17 protein-coding genes, 1 tRNA gene and 1 pseudogene are annotated in these 20327 nt (G+C 47.5%); 14 read left to right on the top strand and 5 right to left on the bottom strand.

Translation table 11 applies throughout. The features are described 5' to 3' along the window. The 3 genes and pseudogenes from NW212_RS09670 to NW212_RS09680 all read left to right on the top strand — a co-directional run. Nucleotides 1–296, top strand: a pseudogene (locus NW212_RS09670) (hypothetical protein); the annotation flags it as partial. Between the two features lie 215 nt (nucleotides 297–511). Continuing rightward, on the top strand, nucleotides 512–961 hold the full coding sequence (locus NW212_RS09675) for a hypothetical protein (RefSeq protein ID WP_258338444.1): 450 nt from the start codon (nucleotides 512–514) through the stop codon (nucleotides 959–961). Between the two features lie 38 nt (nucleotides 962–999). After that, nucleotides 1000–1302 (top strand): hypothetical protein, encoded by a 303-nt coding sequence (locus NW212_RS09680; protein WP_258338445.1) that lies wholly within the window; start codon nucleotides 1000–1002, stop codon nucleotides 1300–1302. A 183-nt stretch (nucleotides 1303–1485) separates the two neighbouring features. Here the strand turns inward: NW212_RS09680 and NW212_RS09685 are convergent, their stop codons facing one another. Continuing rightward, on the bottom strand, nucleotides 1486–3690 hold the full coding sequence (locus NW212_RS09685; RefSeq protein ID WP_258338446.1) for a sodium-translocating pyrophosphatase: 2205 nt from the start codon (nucleotides 3688–3690) through the stop codon (nucleotides 1486–1488). Nucleotides 3691–3954: 264 nt separating this feature from the next. On the opposite strand from NW212_RS09685, the gene NW212_RS09690 reads away from it, so the two are divergent. Both NW212_RS09690 and NW212_RS09695 read left to right on the top strand, forming a co-directional pair. Next, nucleotides 3955–5721 (top strand): hypothetical protein, encoded by a 1767-nt coding sequence (locus NW212_RS09690; protein WP_258338447.1) that lies wholly within the window; start codon nucleotides 3955–3957, stop codon nucleotides 5719–5721. Nucleotides 5722–5736: 15 nt separating this feature from the next. Then, nucleotides 5737–7284 carry a DUF5723 family protein gene (locus NW212_RS09695; RefSeq protein ID WP_258338448.1) on the top strand — a complete coding sequence of 516 codons (1548 nt, stop codon included), beginning with the start codon at nucleotides 5737–5739 and terminating at the stop codon, nucleotides 7282–7284. Between the two features lie 153 nt (nucleotides 7285–7437). Here the strand turns inward: NW212_RS09695 and NW212_RS09700 are convergent, their stop codons facing one another. Both NW212_RS09700 and NW212_RS09705 read right to left on the bottom strand, forming a co-directional pair. Further along, nucleotides 7438–7665 carry a winged helix-turn-helix domain-containing protein gene (locus tag NW212_RS09700; protein WP_258338449.1) on the bottom strand — a complete coding sequence of 76 codons (228 nt, stop codon included), beginning with the start codon at nucleotides 7663–7665 and terminating at the stop codon, nucleotides 7438–7440. 53 nt (nucleotides 7666–7718) lie between these two features. Further along, nucleotides 7719–7792, bottom strand: a tRNA-Ala gene (locus NW212_RS09705). Nucleotides 7793–7898: 106 nt separating this feature from the next. Here NW212_RS09705 and NW212_RS09710 point away from each other — a divergent pair. The 4 genes from NW212_RS09710 to NW212_RS09725 all read left to right on the top strand — a co-directional run bounded on the left by NW212_RS09710 (nucleotide 7899) and on the right by NW212_RS09725 (nucleotide 12164). Next, complete coding sequence (locus NW212_RS09710) at nucleotides 7899–8390, top strand: GNAT family N-acetyltransferase (RefSeq protein WP_258338450.1); 492 nt, start codon at nucleotides 7899–7901, stop codon at nucleotides 8388–8390. A gap of 329 nt (nucleotides 8391–8719) precedes the next feature. After that, nucleotides 8720–11182, top strand: coding sequence for an FAD-dependent oxidoreductase (locus NW212_RS09715; protein WP_258338451.1), 2463 nt, complete (start codon nucleotides 8720–8722; stop codon nucleotides 11180–11182). 3 nt (nucleotides 11183–11185) lie between these two features. Further along, nucleotides 11186–11575 carry a winged helix DNA-binding protein gene (locus NW212_RS09720; RefSeq protein WP_258338452.1) on the top strand — a complete coding sequence of 130 codons (390 nt, stop codon included), beginning with the start codon at nucleotides 11186–11188 and terminating at the stop codon, nucleotides 11573–11575. Nucleotides 11576–11585: 10 nt separating this feature from the next. After that, complete coding sequence (locus NW212_RS09725; RefSeq protein ID WP_258338453.1) at nucleotides 11586–12164, top strand: epoxyqueuosine reductase QueH; 579 nt, start codon at nucleotides 11586–11588, stop codon at nucleotides 12162–12164. Between the two features lie 66 nt (nucleotides 12165–12230). On the opposite strand, the gene NW212_RS09730 is transcribed toward NW212_RS09725, so the two are convergent. Then, nucleotides 12231–12944: a hypothetical protein gene (locus NW212_RS09730; RefSeq protein WP_258338495.1), complete on the bottom strand. Its 714-nt coding sequence runs from the start codon at nucleotides 12942–12944 to the stop codon at nucleotides 12231–12233. Nucleotides 12945–13254: 310 nt separating this feature from the next. On the opposite strand from NW212_RS09730, the gene NW212_RS09735 reads away from it, so the two are divergent. From NW212_RS09735 to NW212_RS09745, 3 genes are read left to right on the top strand one after another with little or no spacing between them, the layout of a single operon-like run. Then, nucleotides 13255–13806, top strand: a complete 552-nt coding sequence (locus tag NW212_RS09735; RefSeq protein WP_258338454.1) for a DUF4251 domain-containing protein — start codon at nucleotides 13255–13257, stop codon at nucleotides 13804–13806. Between the two features lie 44 nt (nucleotides 13807–13850). After that, on the top strand, nucleotides 13851–14474 hold the full coding sequence (locus tag NW212_RS09740) for a DUF4136 domain-containing protein (RefSeq protein WP_258338455.1): 624 nt from the start codon (nucleotides 13851–13853) through the stop codon (nucleotides 14472–14474). 19 nt (nucleotides 14475–14493) lie between these two features. Next, nucleotides 14494–15126 carry a porin family protein gene (locus NW212_RS09745; RefSeq protein WP_258338456.1) on the top strand — a complete coding sequence of 211 codons (633 nt, stop codon included), beginning with the start codon at nucleotides 14494–14496 and terminating at the stop codon, nucleotides 15124–15126. Between the two features lie 89 nt (nucleotides 15127–15215). Here the strand turns inward: NW212_RS09745 and NW212_RS09750 are convergent, their stop codons facing one another. After that, on the bottom strand, nucleotides 15216–16064 hold the full coding sequence (locus tag NW212_RS09750) for an AraC family transcriptional regulator (RefSeq protein WP_258338457.1): 849 nt from the start codon (nucleotides 16062–16064) through the stop codon (nucleotides 15216–15218). A 541-nt stretch (nucleotides 16065–16605) separates the two neighbouring features. Between NW212_RS09750 and NW212_RS09755 the strand changes: the two genes are divergently transcribed. Further along, complete coding sequence (locus NW212_RS09755; protein WP_258338458.1) at nucleotides 16606–19071, top strand: DUF4493 domain-containing protein; 2466 nt, start codon at nucleotides 16606–16608, stop codon at nucleotides 19069–19071. A 15-nt stretch (nucleotides 19072–19086) separates the two neighbouring features. Next, the gene (locus NW212_RS09760) at nucleotides 19087–20313 is read left to right on the top strand and encodes a DUF4493 domain-containing protein (protein ID WP_258338459.1); all 1227 of its coding nucleotides are present in this window, start codon (nucleotides 19087–19089) and stop codon (nucleotides 20311–20313) included. Nucleotides 20314–20327: the final 14 nt, after the last annotated feature.

A 20327-nucleotide genomic window follows, 5' to 3' on the forward strand; every position in this document is an offset into this window, starting at 1 on the left:
GTGTGCTTGCAAGGACTGAAAAGAGTGGGATAATTGTACTTTGTAATGAATTTTTCAATAGACCAGGATTGTCAGATATAGACAGGTTGGCAACAATATGGCATGAGATGTACCATTTTGATCATAAGCATTATGTGACAGAATATAAAAGCACACTGTTCAAGAGTGGTCCTCTTGAGTTGTGGCGGCTGGGTGTCCCTTCTGAAATTAAAGATTTTATAGAGAAACAGATAGAGTCTGAGCTTGGAATAAATTTAGAAAAATTGAGTGGCGATGAAAAAAAATTATTATCTTAAAACGATAGAAGTGCATTATCATCATAGATTGACTTATTCATTGTATAATACTCCTTCGTCTTATTATGAGAATGAAATCAATACGCATGAAGCGGAAAAGGCTGAATTCCCGGATTCGGAGGTTTCGGATTCTTATAGAAAAGAAAGAGGCCATTTAATTTGGGAGTATACTGAAATTCAAAAAGAAATACAGAAAGAATCAAATAATTAAGGCAATGAAAGGACTTTGTTTGACAATTTTTTTAGGAGCTTTGAGCGCAATTTTTAGCATCTGCAAAGCGCAGGAAGTGAAAATCGACTTTAACTTGACGTATGACAAGTCGAAAAACGAAATGACTCTGACGGTTTCCAATATGGGGGATCAAGATGTGTTGCTGCTTAATCAAGTTTCAGAAACTTTAAATGGTGGCTTTATCTTTTTATATTACAAAACATTTGATGGCATTTCTGCTTCAAGATCTTTGCCGTTGATAGATTATGATTCGAAAAACAGCAGGCGGATTCTTCAGAAAGAATTGCCGGCTAAGCAACAGTTCATGCAAGTATATAATTTGACTCAGGCACTTGCATGGAATGCAAGAAAAGCCCAAGTTTGTTTGGCTGTCGCTTATTGGAAGGACGATCATTTTGAATTGGAACATTTGTATAAGGAATTTGTTTTCTAGCTGTTTAGTTGTGCATAAGATTGGAAAATTGTTTTATTTTGCGGAGCGGTGAAATGCCGATCCTGCTTCTCTGTCTGCTGGCATGTTTCCATCGGGATGTTCCGGTAGACATGTCTTCCTTGTGGCGGACGGGAGCGGCTTTATCCGTCCATCTTGCTGTCCGGCTGTTTCTGGAGAAGTATCGCCGTTTGCTGCTTTATGGCTTTGTCCTTTGGGGACTGGTTGAAAGCGTGGCGGTGGTGTTTCAGCAGACCGGTCTGCTGAGGCTGGCCTTCGCGCGTGAAGCATGCTTTGGGAGAAGCCGGCCTTTTGGCTGTCCTGTCGGTTTCGTTTTGTCTTGACAAGAAATTGTTGTATATCCACTTGTGTGTTTAGTTCTCAATTATAAGGGCATGAAGCAATGTATTGTATGATCTTCATGTCTTTAGTGACCATTCTGGCTTAAACTATAAAGGAATAGGGATACAGAGAACTCAAATAGAAATCTCCGTATCCTTGTGCCTTTGTGTTCGACAAAGGATTTCTCAGAACAGGCTCCACGAAACGGTCAGTCCTGCCATGACGATGGCAACCATGCTCATCAGCTTGACGAGGATGTTGAGGCTCGGCCCGGACGTGTCCTTGAACGGATCGCCTACCGTATCACCCACCACAGTGGCACGATGCACTTCGCTTCCCTTTCCGCCGAAGTTGCCTTCTTCAACGTATTTCTTCGCATTGTCCCATGCGCCTCCTGCATTTGCCATGAAGATGGCAAGCACGAAGCCGGACGAAAGTCCTCCGATAAGCAGTCCGATTACTCCCGGAACGCCGAATATCAGTCCGGTAGCTACAGGAGCAATGATGGCGAGCAGGGACGGGAACACCATTTCGTGCTGCGCTCCTTTGGTGGATATCTGCACGCAGCGCGCATAGTCGGGTTCGGCCTTCCCCTCCAATATGCCTTTTATTTCACGGAACTGGCGGCGTACTTCTTCTACCATGCGCGAGGCGGCGCGTCCCACCGCATTCATGGTCAGTCCGCAGAACAGGAAAGCCATCATGCTGCCGATGAACATGCCTGAAATAACCTTCGGATTCATCAGCGTTACATCGTAATACATCATGAAGTCGGTAAAGCTGGCCTCGTGGACGGCCACTTCAATGCCGTTTGGAAGCTCCAGAATGGCTGTACCGATACGGTCGAGCCCGATACGTATTTCCTCGATGTAGGAAGCCAGGAGAGAAAGTCCCGTAAGGGCTGCCGATCCGATGGCGAATCCCTTTCCAGTGGCTGCGGTGGTGTTGCCCAGCGAATCGAGTGCATCGGTGCGTTTGCGCACTTCTTCGCCCAGGCCGCTCATTTCAGCGTTTCCCCCGGCATTGTCGGCGATGGGGCCGTATGCATCCGTAGCCAGGGTGATTCCCAGTGTGGAAAGCATTCCTACGGCGGCGATGCCGATGCCGTAAAGTCCCATGCTGATGTTGGTGAAGTCAAAGCCTGCGGCAAACCAGTAGGAGAGGATAATTCCTATCACGACAGCAATGACCGGGATAGTCGTTGAAATCATGCCCAGTCCGATACCTGAGATAATGACGGTGGCCGGACCGGTCTTTCCGCTTTCCGAAAGCTTTTGTGTGGGCTTGTAAGACTGCGATGTGTAGTATTCGGTAGAACGGCCGATGATGACTCCTACCACCAGACCGATTACAACAGAGATGGACAGGTTTATCCAGTTGTCGATGCCCAGCAGCCACATGATCAGGAATGTGGCAAAAACAATCAGCACCGAACTCAGGTTTGTTCCGAACGACAGGGATTTGAGCAGGTCTTTCATGCTTGCGTCTTCCCGTGTGCGCACGGCAAATATGCCGAGTATGGAGAGCAGGATGCCCACCGCGGCAATCAGCATCGGTGCGATGACGGCCTTGAACTGCATTTCCGTATCGCCGGAAGCGATGAATGCGGCTGCTCCCAAAGCCGATGTGGCAAGAATCGAACCGCAGTAGGATTCATACAGGTCGGCTCCCATTCCGGCCACGTCGCCCACATTGTCACCCACATTGTCGGCAATCGTTGCCGGATTCCGCGGATCGTCTTCCGGAATCCCTGCCTCCACTTTTCCCACCAGGTCGGCTCCTACATCGGCTGCTTTGGTATAGATGCCTCCGCCTACACGGGCAAAGAGTGCCTGCGTGGAGGCTCCCATTCCGAAAGTAAGCATGGTGGTGGTGATGACGCAAAGTTTGGATGCCGGATTCATCACGTCTTCCGGTATGCAGTATTGCAGCAGCAGATACCAGAAAGAGATGTCGAGCAAGCCAAGTCCTACAACGACCAGCCCCATTACTGCCCCGCTCCGGAAAGCGATCCGCAAGCCTTTGTTGAGCGAGTTGCGCGCGGCGTTGGCTGTCCGCGCCGAAGCGTATGTGGCGGTCTTCATGCCGAGATAGCCCGAAAGTCCGGAAAAGAATCCGCCGGTCAGAAACGCCACCGGAACCCAGTGGTTTTGCAGGTTGAATCCGTATGCCATGATGGCAAAGAAGATGACCAGGCAGACGAAAACCATGGTCACCACTTTATATTGTTGTTTCAGATACGACATGGCACCCGTCCGCACGTGCAGGGCGATGCATTCCATTGTAGGAGTGCCTTCGCTTTCGGCTTTCATCTGCCGGTAGAAGTACCAGGCAAGCAAGAGTGCCAGCGCGGATGACACCGGCACAATCCAGAAGAGAGATGTTTCCATAAGAGCATTGATTTTAGATAATGATATCCAAAGATAGAAAAAGCAATGAGAAAATCTGTTTTCTCTGATTTAAAGAATGTTTAAGGCACTGTCCCTGCTGTAGGCTTTAGCGGTCTGTTTGTCGTTGCCGGAATTTCATGCAAAGTATTGTGTGTTTTGAATGGAGGTTGAGCGTTTAAAATAGTTTAAATAGGGCCTGCCTTTCGTTGAAAAAAATTGTATTTTTGTATCGAAGGTTGAATTTTTACAAAAACTCAAAGAATTATGTTCAGATTGAATGTAAGGCCGTTAGCGGGTGTGCTTGTGCTTTTGCTGTTGGTCGGTATCATGTCGTGTGTGGATAACAGATACGACCTCGACCGTGACATTGACATGACAATCAGTGTGGGAGGGGACTATCTGTCGATTCCCGGTGGAAGCACTGATACCACTTACTTGAGCAAGATCATCACCGAAGGAGATCTTTTGGTTACGGATGCTGCCACGCATGAATATCAGCTTGCGAGGAGGGGCCTTGTAAATGTAGAGCCTACTTCGGTGGGTACGTTTGATATCGGAGAAATCAGTTCCAGCGGCTTTCATCCTGTAGTGATCGTTGGGGGAGGTTCTGCCATTGGCCGCGGCTCTGTTGAAAAAGAAGTAGATATGCAAGGCAGCTTTAGTCAGACGGTTTTCGGAATAGACGAGGCATTGATGGAGGTGGGCGATGTGGGAGCAGGGGTGCCTGCGAAACTTTCCATTGCTTTTGCTTTTAGCGGCAGCCTGAATTATCAAAGTGTGATAGCCCGGAACTTGCATGTGGAATTGCCTTATTTTTTTGTTGTAAGAGCATGTGATGAAACAAAGGGCGAATTGAGAGGAAATACGTTGGTGCTTGATGGGGTGGTTCTTTCGTCGGGGGACAATGATTCGTTTGCGACGGTTCTTGAAGTGGACGGATATAAATTCGGTGATGCGGCAGGAAATGGTAAAAAGGTTGATAAGGCAAATTCTTCTATAGAAATTGATGGGGAGGTCAATGTGTCAGGTTCTGTAATCACTGTATTTGATGGAAACCTGGATGCTAATACATCTTTGTCTTTTGCTCCCTCGGTTGTGCTCGATGCCATGACTGTCAATAAGGTGACGGGAATTATCCAGCCAACCATTGAAGTAGAGCCGACAAACATCGGGCTGGACGATATTCCCGACTTTCTGAAAGACGATGCGACTCGCCTGGAAGTCACCAATCCGGTCGTCGCTTTCGGTACAGAAAACAAACTTGATACGCCGGTGGAGTTCGATGTGACGCTGGTGTCGCACCGCAACGGTGAAACGGCTCCGCTGGCTACGGTTACGGTGGACGACATTGAAATTGATGCTGGATGCATCACGGCCATTATTCTCTCCCGCCTCGGAAAAAGTGGTTATGCGGATGCCGAGCACGTGAAGAATGTGAAGGTGGAGGATATCAACAACTTGTGGGAACGTATCCCCGACTACATTACGGTGGATATAAGCCCGTCGGTTACTAATCCGAACTATTATACGGTTGAGCTGGACAGGGGGTATGATATGCTGGCCGGTTATGATGTGGTGATACCGCTGAGCTTTGAAAGCGGTCTGAATATTGTTTACAACGATTCGATCTGTGACTTGAACACTGATTTCTCCGACCTTGACCAGGTGGACTTCGATCAGGTCGGCCTGCAGTTCACCGCTGTAAGTACCATTCCGCTCCAGCTCGAACTGAAACCGGAGAATGTGGTGGTCAAGGATATTTACGGGCAGCAGATAGAAAGTATCAAGGTAACTGCCGACGGCAGGAAGATAGCTGAGAGTACGGATGGGACAACGCCGGTAGAGAGTCGGTTTGCCGTAGTCTTTACTTCTGCCGAAGCCGGCGTATTGTCGCGTGTAGACCGTATCTGCTTTAAGGTGACAGCTGTTCCGGGACAGGCATTGAACGTTCCGCTGAGGGATAACCAGTGGATCCGGATGTCAAAAATCAACTTGAATGTGCCGGGAGGTGTAAAGGTCGACTTGAATTAACGGGTAAAAAGAACCATGATGAAACAACAGATGAAAACACGTGTCGTAACAAGTATATTGTCGGCGGCTGCTGTCTGGGGACTTGCAGGGCCTGCCGCCGCACAGACTCAGAATAATCGTTCCGCCTATTTTTTGGGCGGAGCCACATTCCGTCATGAACTGAATCCTGCATTTATGGGCGAACGCGGATATGTCACTATGCCGGGGCTTGGAAATCTTGCTTTCGGTGCGCAGGGCACATCGGGTGTGGGCGACTTTCTTTTTGTGAAGCAGAACGGCGATCTCATGACTTTCATGCACGAAGATGTGGGCCGTGACGAGTTTCTGAACGGCCTGCCGCGCCGGGTCAAGTTCGGATTCAATCTTGAAGAGACAATTCTTTCTACGGGGTTCTATGCGTGGGGAGGATTCAATACGTTCGGCATCTCGGTGAAGAGCAATACCAATTTTTCGGCTCCCGACGCGCTTTTCAAGTTCATGAAAAGCGGAGTTGACCGTCCCGAAGGCACCCATTACCAGATAGATGATATCAGCGCCGTTTCTACCAACTATGCTGAAATCGCTTTGGGGCACGCCCGTGAGCTGAACGAGCAATGGACGGTGGGAGCAAAGGTGAAGTTCCTGGTGGGACTGGCTAAAGCCACGGTGAAGATTGACCGTCTGGACGTGGTGGCAACTCCCGACTATTGGCAGATAACTCCGTCGGGAGCGCAGGCATACCTTTCCGCCAAGGGACTGGTTGCTCCGACACGCGGGGAAACGGGAAACTATGATGACAGCGATTATGCGCTGGACGATGCAGGAAACCGTACAGACCAACTGAAGCCGGGCTCTGAAAATCTTCTGTCTTACGATGACCTTGACTTTGATGACAACAATATCGGTCCTGCAGGCTTCGGCATGGCGTTTGATTTCGGGGCTACTTACCGTTTGAATGATGAATGGACTTTCTCGGCCGCTGTCCTTGATCTCGGTTTTATCCGCTGGAAGAATACGGTAAAGGCCACGATGAACAATTCTTTTGAGTTTGACGGGTTTACGGAAATTCCTGTCAACTCTGATTTGGGTGATGATGATCCGAACTCGATCGACAATCAGGCAGACCGGATCGGAGATGATCTGGAAGAACTCTCCAAGTTTACAAAGGAAGGCGAGGGATTGAAGCGTACCACTGCGTTGGCGGCTACGCTGAATCTTGGGGTGCAGTACACGCTTCCGGCATATGACCGTCTGAACTTCGGACTTTTGTCTTCAACCCGCTTCCAGGGACGGCACTGGTGGACCGAAGCTCGCGTTTCTGCCAATGTTTCTCCTTTGAAATGGTTTGAGGCTTCGCTCAACTATGCCATATCCAACTTCGGCTCAACGGGAGGTCTGATGCTGAACTTCCATCCGTGCGGATTCAATTTCTTCATAGCAGCCGATGCGCCGATGGGCAAGTTCTCACCCAAATATTATGCGCCTGTCAACCGCTTCGCGCTTAATGTCAACTTGGGCATCAATTTCACTTTCGGACCGGAATACAAACGGAAATACAATTGCGTGGAAGTACAGTCGTTGTAATTGTTCAATCTTCTTGATTCAGAATATTGAATTTCCTGTGGAAAAAACGCTTATGAACCTGTAGGCAAGTGATGTTTAAGGTGCAATAAAAAAGCAATTCCCTTCAAATTTACAAGGGGATTGCTTTTTTATTGATGGTAAGTAATGCTTGATTTATCCGATATAGTAGTTCAACTCAATATATAATACACGCTTTTTGCCTATAGTCGTGTCATCAATGCTCAGTTTGCCTTCGCGGGCGAGCCAGCCTATAGCCGCATTGATTTGTCTGTCAGGCAGCCCTGTCGCTTTTTTGATTTCATTGTAATCCCATTTCCGGTGTTCACCTTCGAGCAGCCTCCAGATAACACCTGCACTTTCACCTATACTTTGTACATCCATAAGCTAAAATTTTAAAAGTTGAACAGTTGTGATGTGTCCCTTTATTTCGAAGGTGGAGCATACCGGACTCGAACCGGTCACCTCGACACTGCCAGTGTCGCGCTCTAGCCAGATGAGCTAATGCCCCTTTTCGTTATGCAAAGATAACATGAAGATTTTATATTTTCAATTTTTCTTTCATTAAATTGCGTCCAATTGCTACATTTGCCGGAAATTTATCTCTGTTTTATAGAATGAAATTGAAAATTCGGAAGGCGGTTCCGGGTGATTTGGACCGTTTAATGGAAATTTTTGACGCTGCCCGTGCGTTCATGGCGGCTACTGGAAACCCTAATCAGTGGGTGGGGGGATATCCGCAAAGGGAATTGATTGCGGGGGAGATTGCTGCGGGCCATTGTTATGTCTGTGCCGCTGATTCAGGGAAAGCCGTTGCTACATTCTGCTTTATTCCCGGTCCGGACCCTACTTATGCTTATATTGAGGATGGTTCCTGGCCCAATAGCCGCCCTTATTATGTGATTCATCGGTTGGCTTCCGATGGAACGTGCAGCGGTATTGCTCGTTTGTGCTTTGAGTGGTGCTTTTCAAGATGCTCCTGCTTGCGTGCAGATACGCATGCCGAAAACAAAGTGATGCAAAAGCTGTTGACTGCCAATGGCTTTGTGCGCTGTGGCATTATTTATCTCAAAAACGGTTCGCCACGCATAGCTTATCAGAAAGAATAGCCGGCAGCACAGCGTTACAGATCGGACTGACTTCTTAGAAGCTGTTTTGAATTTCTCCCAAAAGTTTTTCTTGGCTTGATGTGTTCGTTTTCGTGTGTGCTTTGGGCTATTTTTTGTCTTTTCCGCTTCTGTTTTTCGTCAGATAGCCCGCTATCTTCCTCATCACACAAACGGAAATGCCTCAAAAACTCATCCCAAATCAGCACACGATAAATTCAAAATAGTTTCTTAATTTGGCTTAATTGTTTGAATATTTTCTTTTGGAAATTTTTTATTGTGACTATAATTGTTTTTCTTTGCATCAGTTTCCATTAGAAAATAATTGAATTATGAAGTATGTGATAGTTGGCGGTGTGGCAGGCGGTGCTACAGCAGCGGCCCGTATCCGCAGAAATACGGAAAAGGCAGATATTATTCTGTTTGAACGGGGAGATTACATTTCTTATGCCAATTGCGGTTTACCTTATTATATAGGCAATGTAATAACCGAGCGTGAACGTTTGTTTGTGCAGACCCCCGAAGCGTTCGGAAAACGTTTCCGGGTGGATGTGCGTACGCGTTCGGAAGTGACGGAAGTCAACTTGCAGAAGAAAACGGTAACGGTGCGCACATCCGACGGAGATACGTATGTGGAAGCGTATGATAAGCTGTTGCTTTCTCCGGGGGCTTCTCCTGTACGTCCTCCTTTGCCCGGCATTGAGTCCGAGGGCATCTTTACGCTTCGGAATGTGAGCGATACAGACCGTATAAAGACTTATATGCAGCAACATGCTGTGAAGCGTGCCGTGATTGTGGGCGGCGGTTTCATCGGTTTGGAGATGGCGGAGAATCTGCATCATGCAGGTGCAGAAGTGGCTGTTGTGGAGATGGCCGACCAGGTGATGGGGCCTGTTGACTATTCAATGGCGGCTTTGGTTCACGAGCATTTATTGCAGAAAGGAGTGAAGCTTTATTTAAAGCAGGCCGTTGAATCTTTTGAACCCGGAAGAAACGGCATAACGGTGCGCTTTCAGTCGGGCATTTCGCTTGATGCGGATTTGGTGCTTTTGTCAATAGGAGTACGTCCGGAAACTTCGCTCGCCCAAAAAGCGGGACTGAAGATAGGAGAGGCCCGTGGCATTTGGGTGGACGAATACTTGCAGACATCCGATGCGTCTGTCTATGCGGTGGGGGACGCGATTGAATATCCCCATCCGATAACCGGAAAGCCTTGGCTGAATTATCTTGCAGGACCCGCTAACCGTCAGGCGCGTATTGTCGCTGACAATATGGTTTTCGGCAACAAGGTGAAATACGAAGGAGCTGTAGGCACTTCAATCGCTAAAGTCTTCGATCAGACGGTCGCTTCTACAGGACTTGCTGCAAAGCGTCTGAAACAGATGAATGTTCCTTATCTTTCGGCTACGATCCATTCGGCATCACATGCAGGATATTATCCGGGTTCTTCCCAAACAGATATCAAAATCGTGTTTTCTCCGACTGACGGACGCCTTTACGGCGCACAGATTGTGGGATACGAAGGCGTTGACAAGCGGATTGATGCGTATGCGTTGGTTATAAAGCACCATGGGACGGTCTACGACTTGATGGAGGTGGAACATGCTTATGCTCCTCCTTTCTCTTCCGCTAAAGATCCTGTGGCCGTATCTGGGTATGTGGCCGGCAATATTCTTTGCGGAAAAATGACTCCTTTATATTGGCGGGAACTCCGTGACGCAGATCTGACGAAAGTCACTCTTGTCGATGTGCGGACTGCCGATGAGTATGCTTTGGGGCACATCGACGGGGCATTGAACATTCCTTTGGATGATTTGCGCGAACGGATTGGAGAGATTCCTTCCGACAGGCCTGTATATGTGTATTGCGGTGTAGGCTTGCGCGGCTATCTGGCTTCCAATATTTTAAAGGAGAACGGCTATGGAGATGTGCGGAATCTGATTGGCGGCATCAAAACTTATAAGGCTGCAACGGCAGAAGTGAAGCTTCCGGGCACGGGTGAGAGTGAGGAGGACAAGGTGCGGTGTGCTTGCAATGCTCCGGCAACCGATGGGTCAGAGCACTCGAAAACGATATGTGTGGATGCCTGCGGCATGCAATGTCCGGGACCTGTATTGAAGTTGAAGAAAGAGATGGAAAAACTGCTCCCGGGGCAGCGTCTGGAAATAACCGCGACAGATGCGGGATTTTCTCGGGATGCTGAATCATGGTGCCGTATGACAGGAAACCGGATTGTGGAAGTTTCATCCCATGCAGGCAAATACAAAGTGGTGGTCGAGAAGGCTACTTCGTGTGCGGCGGAAGCTGTTCGCCAGGAACCGGAGGGGAAAGGCAAAACTTTTATCTTGTTCAGCGATGACCTTGACAAAACTTTAGCTACTTTTGTGCTGGCAAACGGCGCGGCAGCTACGGGACAGAAAGTGACTGTCTTTTTCACATTCTGGGGCTTGAATGCCATAAAGAAAGTTGCAAAGCCTTCGGTAAAGAAAGATGCATTCGGCAAAATGTTCGGCTGGATGATGCCCTCGGACTCCAGCAAACTGGGACTTTCAAAAATGAATATGGGCGGAATCGGGGCTAAAATGATGCGTCATGTAATGAAGCGGAGAGGCGTTGACTCACTTGAATCGCTCCGCCAGCAGGCCATTGATAACGGGGTGGAATTTATTGCTTGCCAAATGTCGATGGATGTGATGGGGGTGAAGAAGGAGGAGCTTCTTGACAATGTAACTGTTGGGGGTGTGGCGACCTATATGGATCGTGCCGAAACGTCTAATCTGAATATGTTTATTTGAATAATGGAAAAGATAAAATGTATTTGTGTGATGAGAGAGCTTTTCAGGGCTCTCTCTGAACTTGAAAACAGTCTGGTGGATGTGCACGGCATTTCGCTGAACGAGGCTATGGTGCTGTGCAGTATCGGTGACGAAACGATTGCGGCCAGTGCCATCGTGAAGCGTACGGGCATGAAAGCTTCGCATACGTCGAAAGTGATCCGTCTGGTTGAAGACAAGGGATTTATCAGGCGTGAACTTGGAACGGAAGACAAGCGGCAGATGTATTTTTCGCTGACAGACAAGGCTAAAGCTTGTCTTGCCGGCATCAAGGAAAAAGGGATTGAGGTTCCCGATCTGCTTTTGCCTTTATTCGGAAGCTATGTTGTGACGGATGACTGCCAGGCTTTTTGATTCGATTGCCATGAAAAAGAAGAAAGAATGGGAAATTCCCGAAGGAGTGGACAAGGTGCTGTTGCACACCTGCTGTGCGCCTTGTTCATCGGCTATCATCGAATGGCTGGTGGCGCATGGCGTGCGCCCTACCGTCTATTATTGCAATCCGAACATTTATCCGGAAGAGGAATACCGCATCCGTAAGGATGAGTGCTCACGTTATGCGCGTTCGCTTGGACTTGACATCGTGGATGCCGACTATGACCATGAGGCATGGCGTTCATGTGTGGCTGGCCTGGAGGAGGAGCCTGAGCGGGGAGGACGCTGTTTGCAATGCTTCAAGATGCGTCTGCTGGATACGGCACGCTATGCTCACGAGCACGGTTTTCGTGTGATTACCACAACGCTTGCTTCTTCGCGCTGGAAGAGCCTTGACCAGATTAATGAAGCGGGACGTTTTGCCGTAGCCGCTTATCCTGATGTGATTTGGTGGAATCAGAATTGGCGTAAAGGCGGCTTGAACGAGCGCCGTGCGGCAATTATCAGGGAATATGGCTTTTATAACCAGCAGTATTGCGGCTGTGAATTCAGTATGCGGAAAGACTGATGCACAGTTCCGGCGTTTGGCTGTTCTTGACGCAGCCAAACCGCTTTTGTATGTCTGGGCGGTGCTCTACACAGTTACATTGTCGTGCCGTGCCGCCGGCGAACTGAGTCCTTCTTTGTCGGGGGTAGCTTGTGCTGCTACGGTATCTGACTGCAGCGGTATGGTGTTTTCTTTGTAGGCGGCAAATCCTTTCACTTTAACCCTTTCCTTTTTTTCCTCTTCGTTGATTTCTCCGGTTCCTATCTGGTTCATGTTGTCTTTGATGAAATTGTGGATATCGAAGAAAAAGTCGAGAAGCATCTTCAGGTGTTCCTCCAGTTCGCCTTCATTCGGCGAAAAATAGGTATGGCAGTGTGAGTGCAGTCCGACGGTTTTCCCGTCTTCGTCCATCATATATACTGTCGTCACAATTGATTTCACATTGGCCAGATTGATGATTTCTTTCAGGACAGGAAATGCTTCGTTGTCGGCATTGATGCATCCCCACCACGGATTCCAGATCATAATGAAACGGTTTTCCTCTTCTGCCGCTATGTAGAAGTCTTCGCCCTGGTATTTGAAGCAGATTTGCTGTTCTTCGTTCATCTCGGGCTGGCATCCGATTTTTTTGAGCGTGCTGATTACCAGGTCGTTCGTGCTCACTTCGTCAAGTTCGTCCTTGGTCAGGCGTTCGATATGCTCCAGCCGTTTGCGGCGTATGTTCAGATAGCGTAGTGCGAAAAGTATGACCGGCCACAGCGCCAGGGCGATAACAGCTATTAACAGAGTGATTTCACTGATGTTTGTCATGGTTTTCTGATGGTTTAAAGGGTTAGACGGGAGGTTGTTTGATTGTTGTCACTTTAAAGATAAGAAAAAAAATGATAAGTCGTTCTTTCGGCGGACTCTTTTTTGTTTTATTGGACATTGTGATGCGGAGCCGGCAACTTTTGAATTCTGCGGATTTGCGCATGTTTTTTGTCCGTTTTGATTCCTTTCGTTTTGACGCACGGTTTCGCGATATTATAATCTCTTAGTTTTTTTTAATCTGTTCCGGTGCAGCAAAAGAGAAAAATTTTTGTTTTACTTGTGAATAGGTAAATATAAAACAATGAAAAAGATTTTACTATTGATGTTTGTCCTGTCTGCAATGGCAGGAAACATCCAGGCTCAGGAAACAAAGGAGCCGACCAAGGAAGAAAAGAAAGCATTGCAGGAGCGATTGGACAGCCTGCAGTATGAAGAGGCTCTGAAAGCAGTCAATGCGAAAGAGTTTACTTTGGAGGCCGATCAGGTGGTTTTTAAATACGGACAAACGGCTTATGTATCTTCGAATACCAACTTTGTATCCGTAATGGGTGAAGATGCGGTAGTGCAGGTGGCTTTCAATATTCCGTTTTCCGGACCTAACGGACTGGGGGGTGTGACCGTTGACGGCACCGTTTCAGGCTATGATCCGAAAGTGGACAAGAAAGGCAACCTGTCGCTCTCGATGAACGTGATGGGAGCAGGAATTTCGGCCCGTATCGACATTTATCTGCCGAAAGGATCGAACCGGGCTTCGATAACCATTTCACCGAACTTCAACTCCAACCGTTTGACACTGAACGGAGTGATTCTTCCGGCATCGCGCAGCAACGTTTTCAAAGGGCGTTCCATTTGAATAATTTAAAACAACCGATAACAATTAAGAGGAGGAGATTCACTATGAAAAAACTGTTTTTTCTGGCATGTGCGGCATTGGTGATGTCGGCATGCGAAAAAGATCCCGATATGGGGGAAATGGATGCAAATCTGGCCGTATATACTGATTATGACAGTGATACGGATTTCAGTGCATTCAAAACCTATTTTTTGCCTGACAGCATCCTTGAACCGGGAAGCCACCATGCTTCTTATTGGAAAGACGAAAATGCGCAGGCTATAATCAGCGAGGTGGAGGCACAGATGAACAGTAGGGGATATACCCGCATCACTGATCCGGAACAGAAAGATGATGCAGACGTCGGCGTGCAGTTGTCGTATATTGCGCAAACCACTCACATTGTGACCGGAGGCTATTTCGGTGGCTGGTGGGACTATGGCTTCTGGGGACCGTGGAGCGGATGGTATTATCCGTATCCTATAACTTATTCGTATGATACGAATACATTGGTTATGGAAATGGTTGATTTGACCGCATCCGGAGAAAGCGAAAACAACAGGTTGCCGGTGGTTTGGTATGCCAATGCTTCCGGCTTTGACTTTGGCGGACGTTACAGCCTGAAATTGCTCGAAGATGCGGTTGTCCAGTCGTTCGTACAGTCACCTTATGTTCAATCTGCTAACTAATAATCGAGGAGGATGTCAAATGAAAACAATGGATAAATTGCTGAAAAAAGCGCTGTTTTTGTGTGTTGTCTTGCTGGGACTGTCTGCCCGGAGCTTTGCACAATGTGATATGTCTAAGATGAGTCTGAAGGTAGACTGGCAGATGAACGCTCCGTTGTCTACTGATTTTGCTGACAAGTTGAGCGGGTGGGGAATGAACTATGAACTGACTTACAGTTTCACGCCTCGTTGGGAAGCGGGTCTGTTTGCTTCGTTTCACACCAACCATAAGTATATCGGACGCCAGACGTTGGCCCTTTCGCCTACAGAATTTCTGACCACCGACCAGCAGCGTTCGGCTTTTCAGGTTCCTTTCGGACTGACTGCGGCGTTCAATTTGTCTACAAACAGGTACTGCAAGCCTTATATCGGTGTGAAAGTCGGCGCGATGTTTGCGCGTAACACCACTTATTACGCTGCAACCGGGCTGTATGACGATGGATGGGGATTTTATGTATCTCCTGAAATTGGCTTGAAGATTTATCCGACCGGAAAGCACTGGGGATTTCATATTGCCGGATACTACAGCTATGCAACCAATCAGACGCAAACGCTGACTGTTCCTATAGACGGACAGAGTAACGTCGGTTTTCGTCTGGGTGTGATATTTTAACTCTATCCCTTTCTGCACCTCCCCTTGACGGGGAGGTTTTTTTATCTTTATCGTATTATAGGTCCCTCTTTCTGGAGGGTGTGAAAGGCTTATCCGTTGTTTCTGTATTCCAGCGGACTCATTCCCACATAGCGTTTGAAATATTTTCCGAAGAACGACATGTTGGCAAAGTTCAGCGAATCGGATATGTCCTGGATGGACAGGTTGGTTGATTTGAGCTGCGACTTTGCGTCCATAATCACGATGGACGAGATGATGTCGACGCAGGTTTTTCCCGACACTTGCTTTACCGTGGTGCACAGATGCGCATGTGTGATTCCAAGCTGTTCGGCATACCATGCAACATTCCGGTTGTGCGTATAATGCTGCATGACCAGTTGCGTAAAGCTTCTGAATATCTGTTCGCTTTTTGATATGGGCACGGTTTCTTCCGTTGAGTTGCTTTTGTAGATTATGGAAATTCCCTTGTGCACGTCTGCGTAGAGGTTAGGCGTGATTTCATGCTTGATTTTGTCAGGGAACCGTTCGTAGATGTTTATGAGGAATTGCAGGTATTGTTCCATTAGCAGCACGCCCTCCTTTCGCAATTGGAATGTCGGTCTTCCTAGGGTGAAGTAGATTGCATCGAGCATGGAGCGCGACTGGTTGGTCTGTTCGACAAATTTGGACGAGAATCCGAGGAAGTAGATGTTCAGGTTTCCTTCGATACTGTTGATTTGGAAAATGCTTCCCGGCATGAGTGTGACGAAATCGTTTGCCTTGACGGTAATATGGTTCAGGTTTACCGAGGCTTCCACAGTGCCTTCCACGCAAAGCACGAACATCTCACATTTCAGTCTTACAGGATAATTCGTGTACAGTCCCAGCAAATCTTTGTTGATGTCTGTGCCGACAACCCAGTCCTCAGGCAAGTCTATTTTTGGCAGTTCTTTTTCCATTGTGTCTTCTTCTTCGTTCGTTCATGCAAATATACAAGTTTTTGCGTTATAAAATCACATTTATTTCTGTAAGTAACAGAACATAATCGGGTAAATATTGGTTAAGAACTTGGAGGAGCTCAGATGATATTGCTCTGCTTTCAGGTTTCGGCGCATCCGTTCGTTTTTCTGTTGGGAGCATTTTATCTGCATGATCCGTTCGATTCTACGTTCCAGCTTCTTGGAGCGTAATCTTTGCCGTTTTGTTTGAGAAAAGATTCCGCAGTGAAAAAACGAACAGATACAGCAGTGTAGGAAAGTGTTCCGCATACATGGATTTTCTTATGCTGTGTAATATGAAATTTTAAATTTAGACTATAAACGTTTTGAATTTCCTTGCGTAAAATCTGTAAAACGGCATTTTTTAATGATGAAATGTCTTTGTGATGAAAAATAGAGCAGAAATAAAAAGAATTGACCTTGTAGGGTTTTGGCAAGAGTTGTTATTTTGCACCCTCCAAATAACGTTGTATAACAGATTTAAACCGTATTTTATTTAAGAATGAGGACAAGTGGTGATTTTTTCATTTTGTTTGGACTTTTGCTTGCCGGTTTGTCTTCCTGTTCGCAGGAGGATTACTCAAGTTTGGGTGAAACCGGGTCTTTCAGCATGAATGTTCAGGCAAGCAATGAAGTGATTGTAGGGGTTGATGCCAGCCGTGCTGAAGCAGGCGGGAAATCAGGTGAGGGAGCTGCGGCCGAATCGTTGCCCGATGTAAATGACTTTTCCGTATCTGTATCCAGTCACGGCGAGAAGGTGCTTTCGTGGGATACTTATCGTACGATGAGCGAAGAGGAGAATTTTGAATTGCGTCCGGGTGCCTATGTAGCGAAGGCATGGTACGGTGATTTGTCTGATGAAGGCTTTGACAAGCCTTATTTCGAGGGTTCGCAGGATTTTACGGTGAAGCGGGGCGAAACGACTCCGGTCAATGTTTCCTGCTATCTGGCCAATGCCAGGCTGGCCGTCGTGTATACGGATGATTTCAAGTCGTATTTTTCTGCGGCCTATTCCGCAGAAGTGACCGGTGCGTCGGGGAATAAAGTCGCTTATGTTCAGGACGAGCAGCGTTCTGCCTATTTTGCTCCGGGAACGGTTTCCGTGCGTGTGAAGGTCCGGAAGGCCGGCCAGGCGCAAGAAGCTGAATACGAAGTGAAGTCGTTTCAGGCTGAGGCCCGTCATGCTTATACGTTGACGCTGGATGTAGATGTTTCGTCGGCTACCATGACTGTGGAATTTTCAGAAGAGGTTTCTGACGAAAATGTTTCATTTGATGTGTCAAACGAGGCGTTGAATGCTCCGGCTCCTTATCTGAAAGCTTCAGGGTTTGTTCCGGAGAACATTCTGGAGCCGGTTGAAGGAGCAAATGCGAAAGAGCAGTTGTCGGTGTATGTGAATGCGGCAGCGGGGCTGGCTTCCTGCAAGATGACGGTCGCCTCGTCTTATCTGGAAGAGAAAGGAGTGTCCGGCGAGATTGATCTGACGGCTGCTGATGCCAAACTCGAAACGCTGAAAGGACTGGGTTTCCAGACAAAAGGGCTTTCGGGCAATGTTTCCCAAATGGCTTTGGTTGACTATACCGGTCTGGTAGGCAATCTCCCGGCAGGAAGAGGAGAAAGTGCTTTTGAATTGCGTGCGATAGACAAATATGGAAAGGTTTCCGATCCTTTGACGCTGAGAGTCGCTCCTCAGCTTTGCAATTTCGCTGTTTCGCCGACCGACGTTGAGGTTCCTTTCTTAGGAAACACCTGCCAGGTTTCCATTTCTTTTGTGGACGGTGATCCGTCAAAGGCTTCCTTTGTTTTGGCGGACGGAAGCCAGCCTCTGACCGTTACAGGGATTAGCGAAGGCATGGCTACGGAAAACGGCAGGCAGTATATTGTCAGCCTGCAGGCCCCCGACGGTGTGCAGTTCAAGGACCCGTTCAAGGTTTCGGCCTCTTACCTGGCATATAGTCTGGAGTCTGCCGAATTGCCTGTAAGTTATGGAATATTGGTTGACAGTGAGGCGGATGTTTGGGCTAAAAGGGCTGTGGTTCATGTTTATAATGAAGAAAATCTGTCCGCACTCCAGTTCCAGCAATATAAGGCGGGCAAATGGGAGAATGTATCGGTTAAGGAGATTGATGGCAATTATGTTACGGTGAATGGATTGTCTTCCAATTCGGCATTGAAACTGCGTGCCCGGAAGACGGATGCAGAGCCGACCAATGAAGTGGAAATTCAGACAGAAGAAGAATTGCAGGTTCCAAATGCAGGTATGGAATCGTGGAGTTATGAACGTGGCGGTGACTATTGGGGAATCTGGTATCCCTGGAATGAGCCGGAAACAGATGGATGGAATACGCTGAATTTAAAAACCACTTCTGACGGCAGTGACAATTTTCCTTATGATTATGCGTATGTCGCTAATTCCGGAACGAAAGAAACGGCAGACTGCCATAAGGGAGAAAAGGCTGCCCTGATTCGTACGGTAGGCTGGGGAGCAGGAACGACGGCTCCAGGACCTTTCTGGGATGGTTCTATGACACATACAGATCCGGGATATTTGTATTTGGGAAAAAAATCGGAATCTCCCGAAACGGATTATTCCCCTTATCTGTTTGCATCTCGTCCTGATGCGTTGTCTTTTTATTACAAGTATACGCCTTCAAGCGGACGATCTGCGAGCAATGATAATTTTGAAGTCTGGGTGAAAGTGGAGAACAGAGATGGAAGTCCGACTGTTTTAGGGCAGGGTTATCTGAAAAGTGGAGGAAAGGTAACGAACTATACGCAGGGAAGCATATCGATAAAATACACTGCTGATTATCGGGACCGTAAAGCGACTCATATTTATATTATTTTTAAGTCGGGTACGGAAACGCGTTATAACTATATGAGTGTTCCTCCAAGAATGAATCTGAGCGATGGCGAATACATAGGCAGCCAGCTTTATATCGACGATATATCATTAATTTACGAATAAAAACAAAGCAATAAAATGAAACGAAACTTGATATTTGCATTCGTTTTGTTGGCAAGTCTGATGTTTGCAGCATGCCACAGTGAGAAGATGGATTTCGACTTGAGTCAGACCGGACAGGTCAATCTGGCTCCCTTGAAAGACAGCGAGCGTCCGAAGCTTACTTTCAATACGGAACCGCTGGTCAGCATATCGCGTGCCGCTTCGGATTTGGAAGATTACGTGATTGGCATTTATACGGCAGACGATGCGCTGGTGCAGGAATGGACCTACAGCGAAATGCCGGAAGTATATACATTGAATGTGGGCACATATAAGATAAAGGCGCACAGCCCGGCAACGGAAGGCGCGGCTTTTGATACTCCGTACTGTGAAGGCGAGTCCGGGACATTTGCAATCACGAAAGACAATATTGTGGATGCCGGCCAGGTGAACTGTACGTTGAAGAATGTCAAGGTGACAATCAAGTATGATGAGAAGCTTGCCGCTTTGTTGGGCGATGATGTCAAGGTGAGTGTCAAGGTGGGAAATGAATCGCTGGAATTTGCCAAAGATGAAACCCGTTCGGGATTTTTTCATGGTCAGGCAACAAACAATGCGGTGGATGTGGTGCTGACAGGCGAAGTGGAAGGAGAAAATGTTTCGATTACTCGTTCGTATCCCGATATTGTCATCGGTACGGAACTGATTGTCACTTATACGTTGGTGGAGGCTTCTACATCGGTCGATCCCGGAACGGGCGGAATTGTGTCTGTCGGCAGATTGGCTTTGAATGCAGCGTGTGAGAAGGTTTCCATCGGAGGAATGATTGTTCCTGACGAGGATGAAATCTTGGACTTCGGGAATCCGTCAGTTGTTGGACAAGGATTCAATATCGATGAAACGGTTACGGATTTGACCCAGCCGGTTGTGGTTTTGCTGAATGCTCCCGACGGACTGGCTCATGTTTATGTGCAGATTGAAACGACAAGCGGAAGCTTTGCTGCGGCTGTAGAAGAAATCTTAAGTCTTTCTTTTGATTTGGCTTATCCGGGGGATTTGGCTAAAAACCTTGAAGGCTTGGGATTGCCTGTTGGAGAAGCAGTAATCGGCCAGCAGCAAGTGGTGTTCGATGTGACTCAGTTTGTAGGTTTGCTGGCTAATGAAGCTTTTGCCGGAGTACATACCTTTAATATCAGTGTGGTCGATGTCAATGATGTTGAAGCGAAAGCCGCTTTGACCATTGACAGCCGTAATGCCGAATGAAAAGAAGCAGGTGT

The sequence above is a fragment of the Bacteroides sp. ET225 genome, from assembly GCF_024733745.1.
Classification (GTDB): domain Bacteria; phylum Bacteroidota; class Bacteroidia; order Bacteroidales; family Bacteroidaceae; genus Phocaeicola; species Phocaeicola excrementipullorum.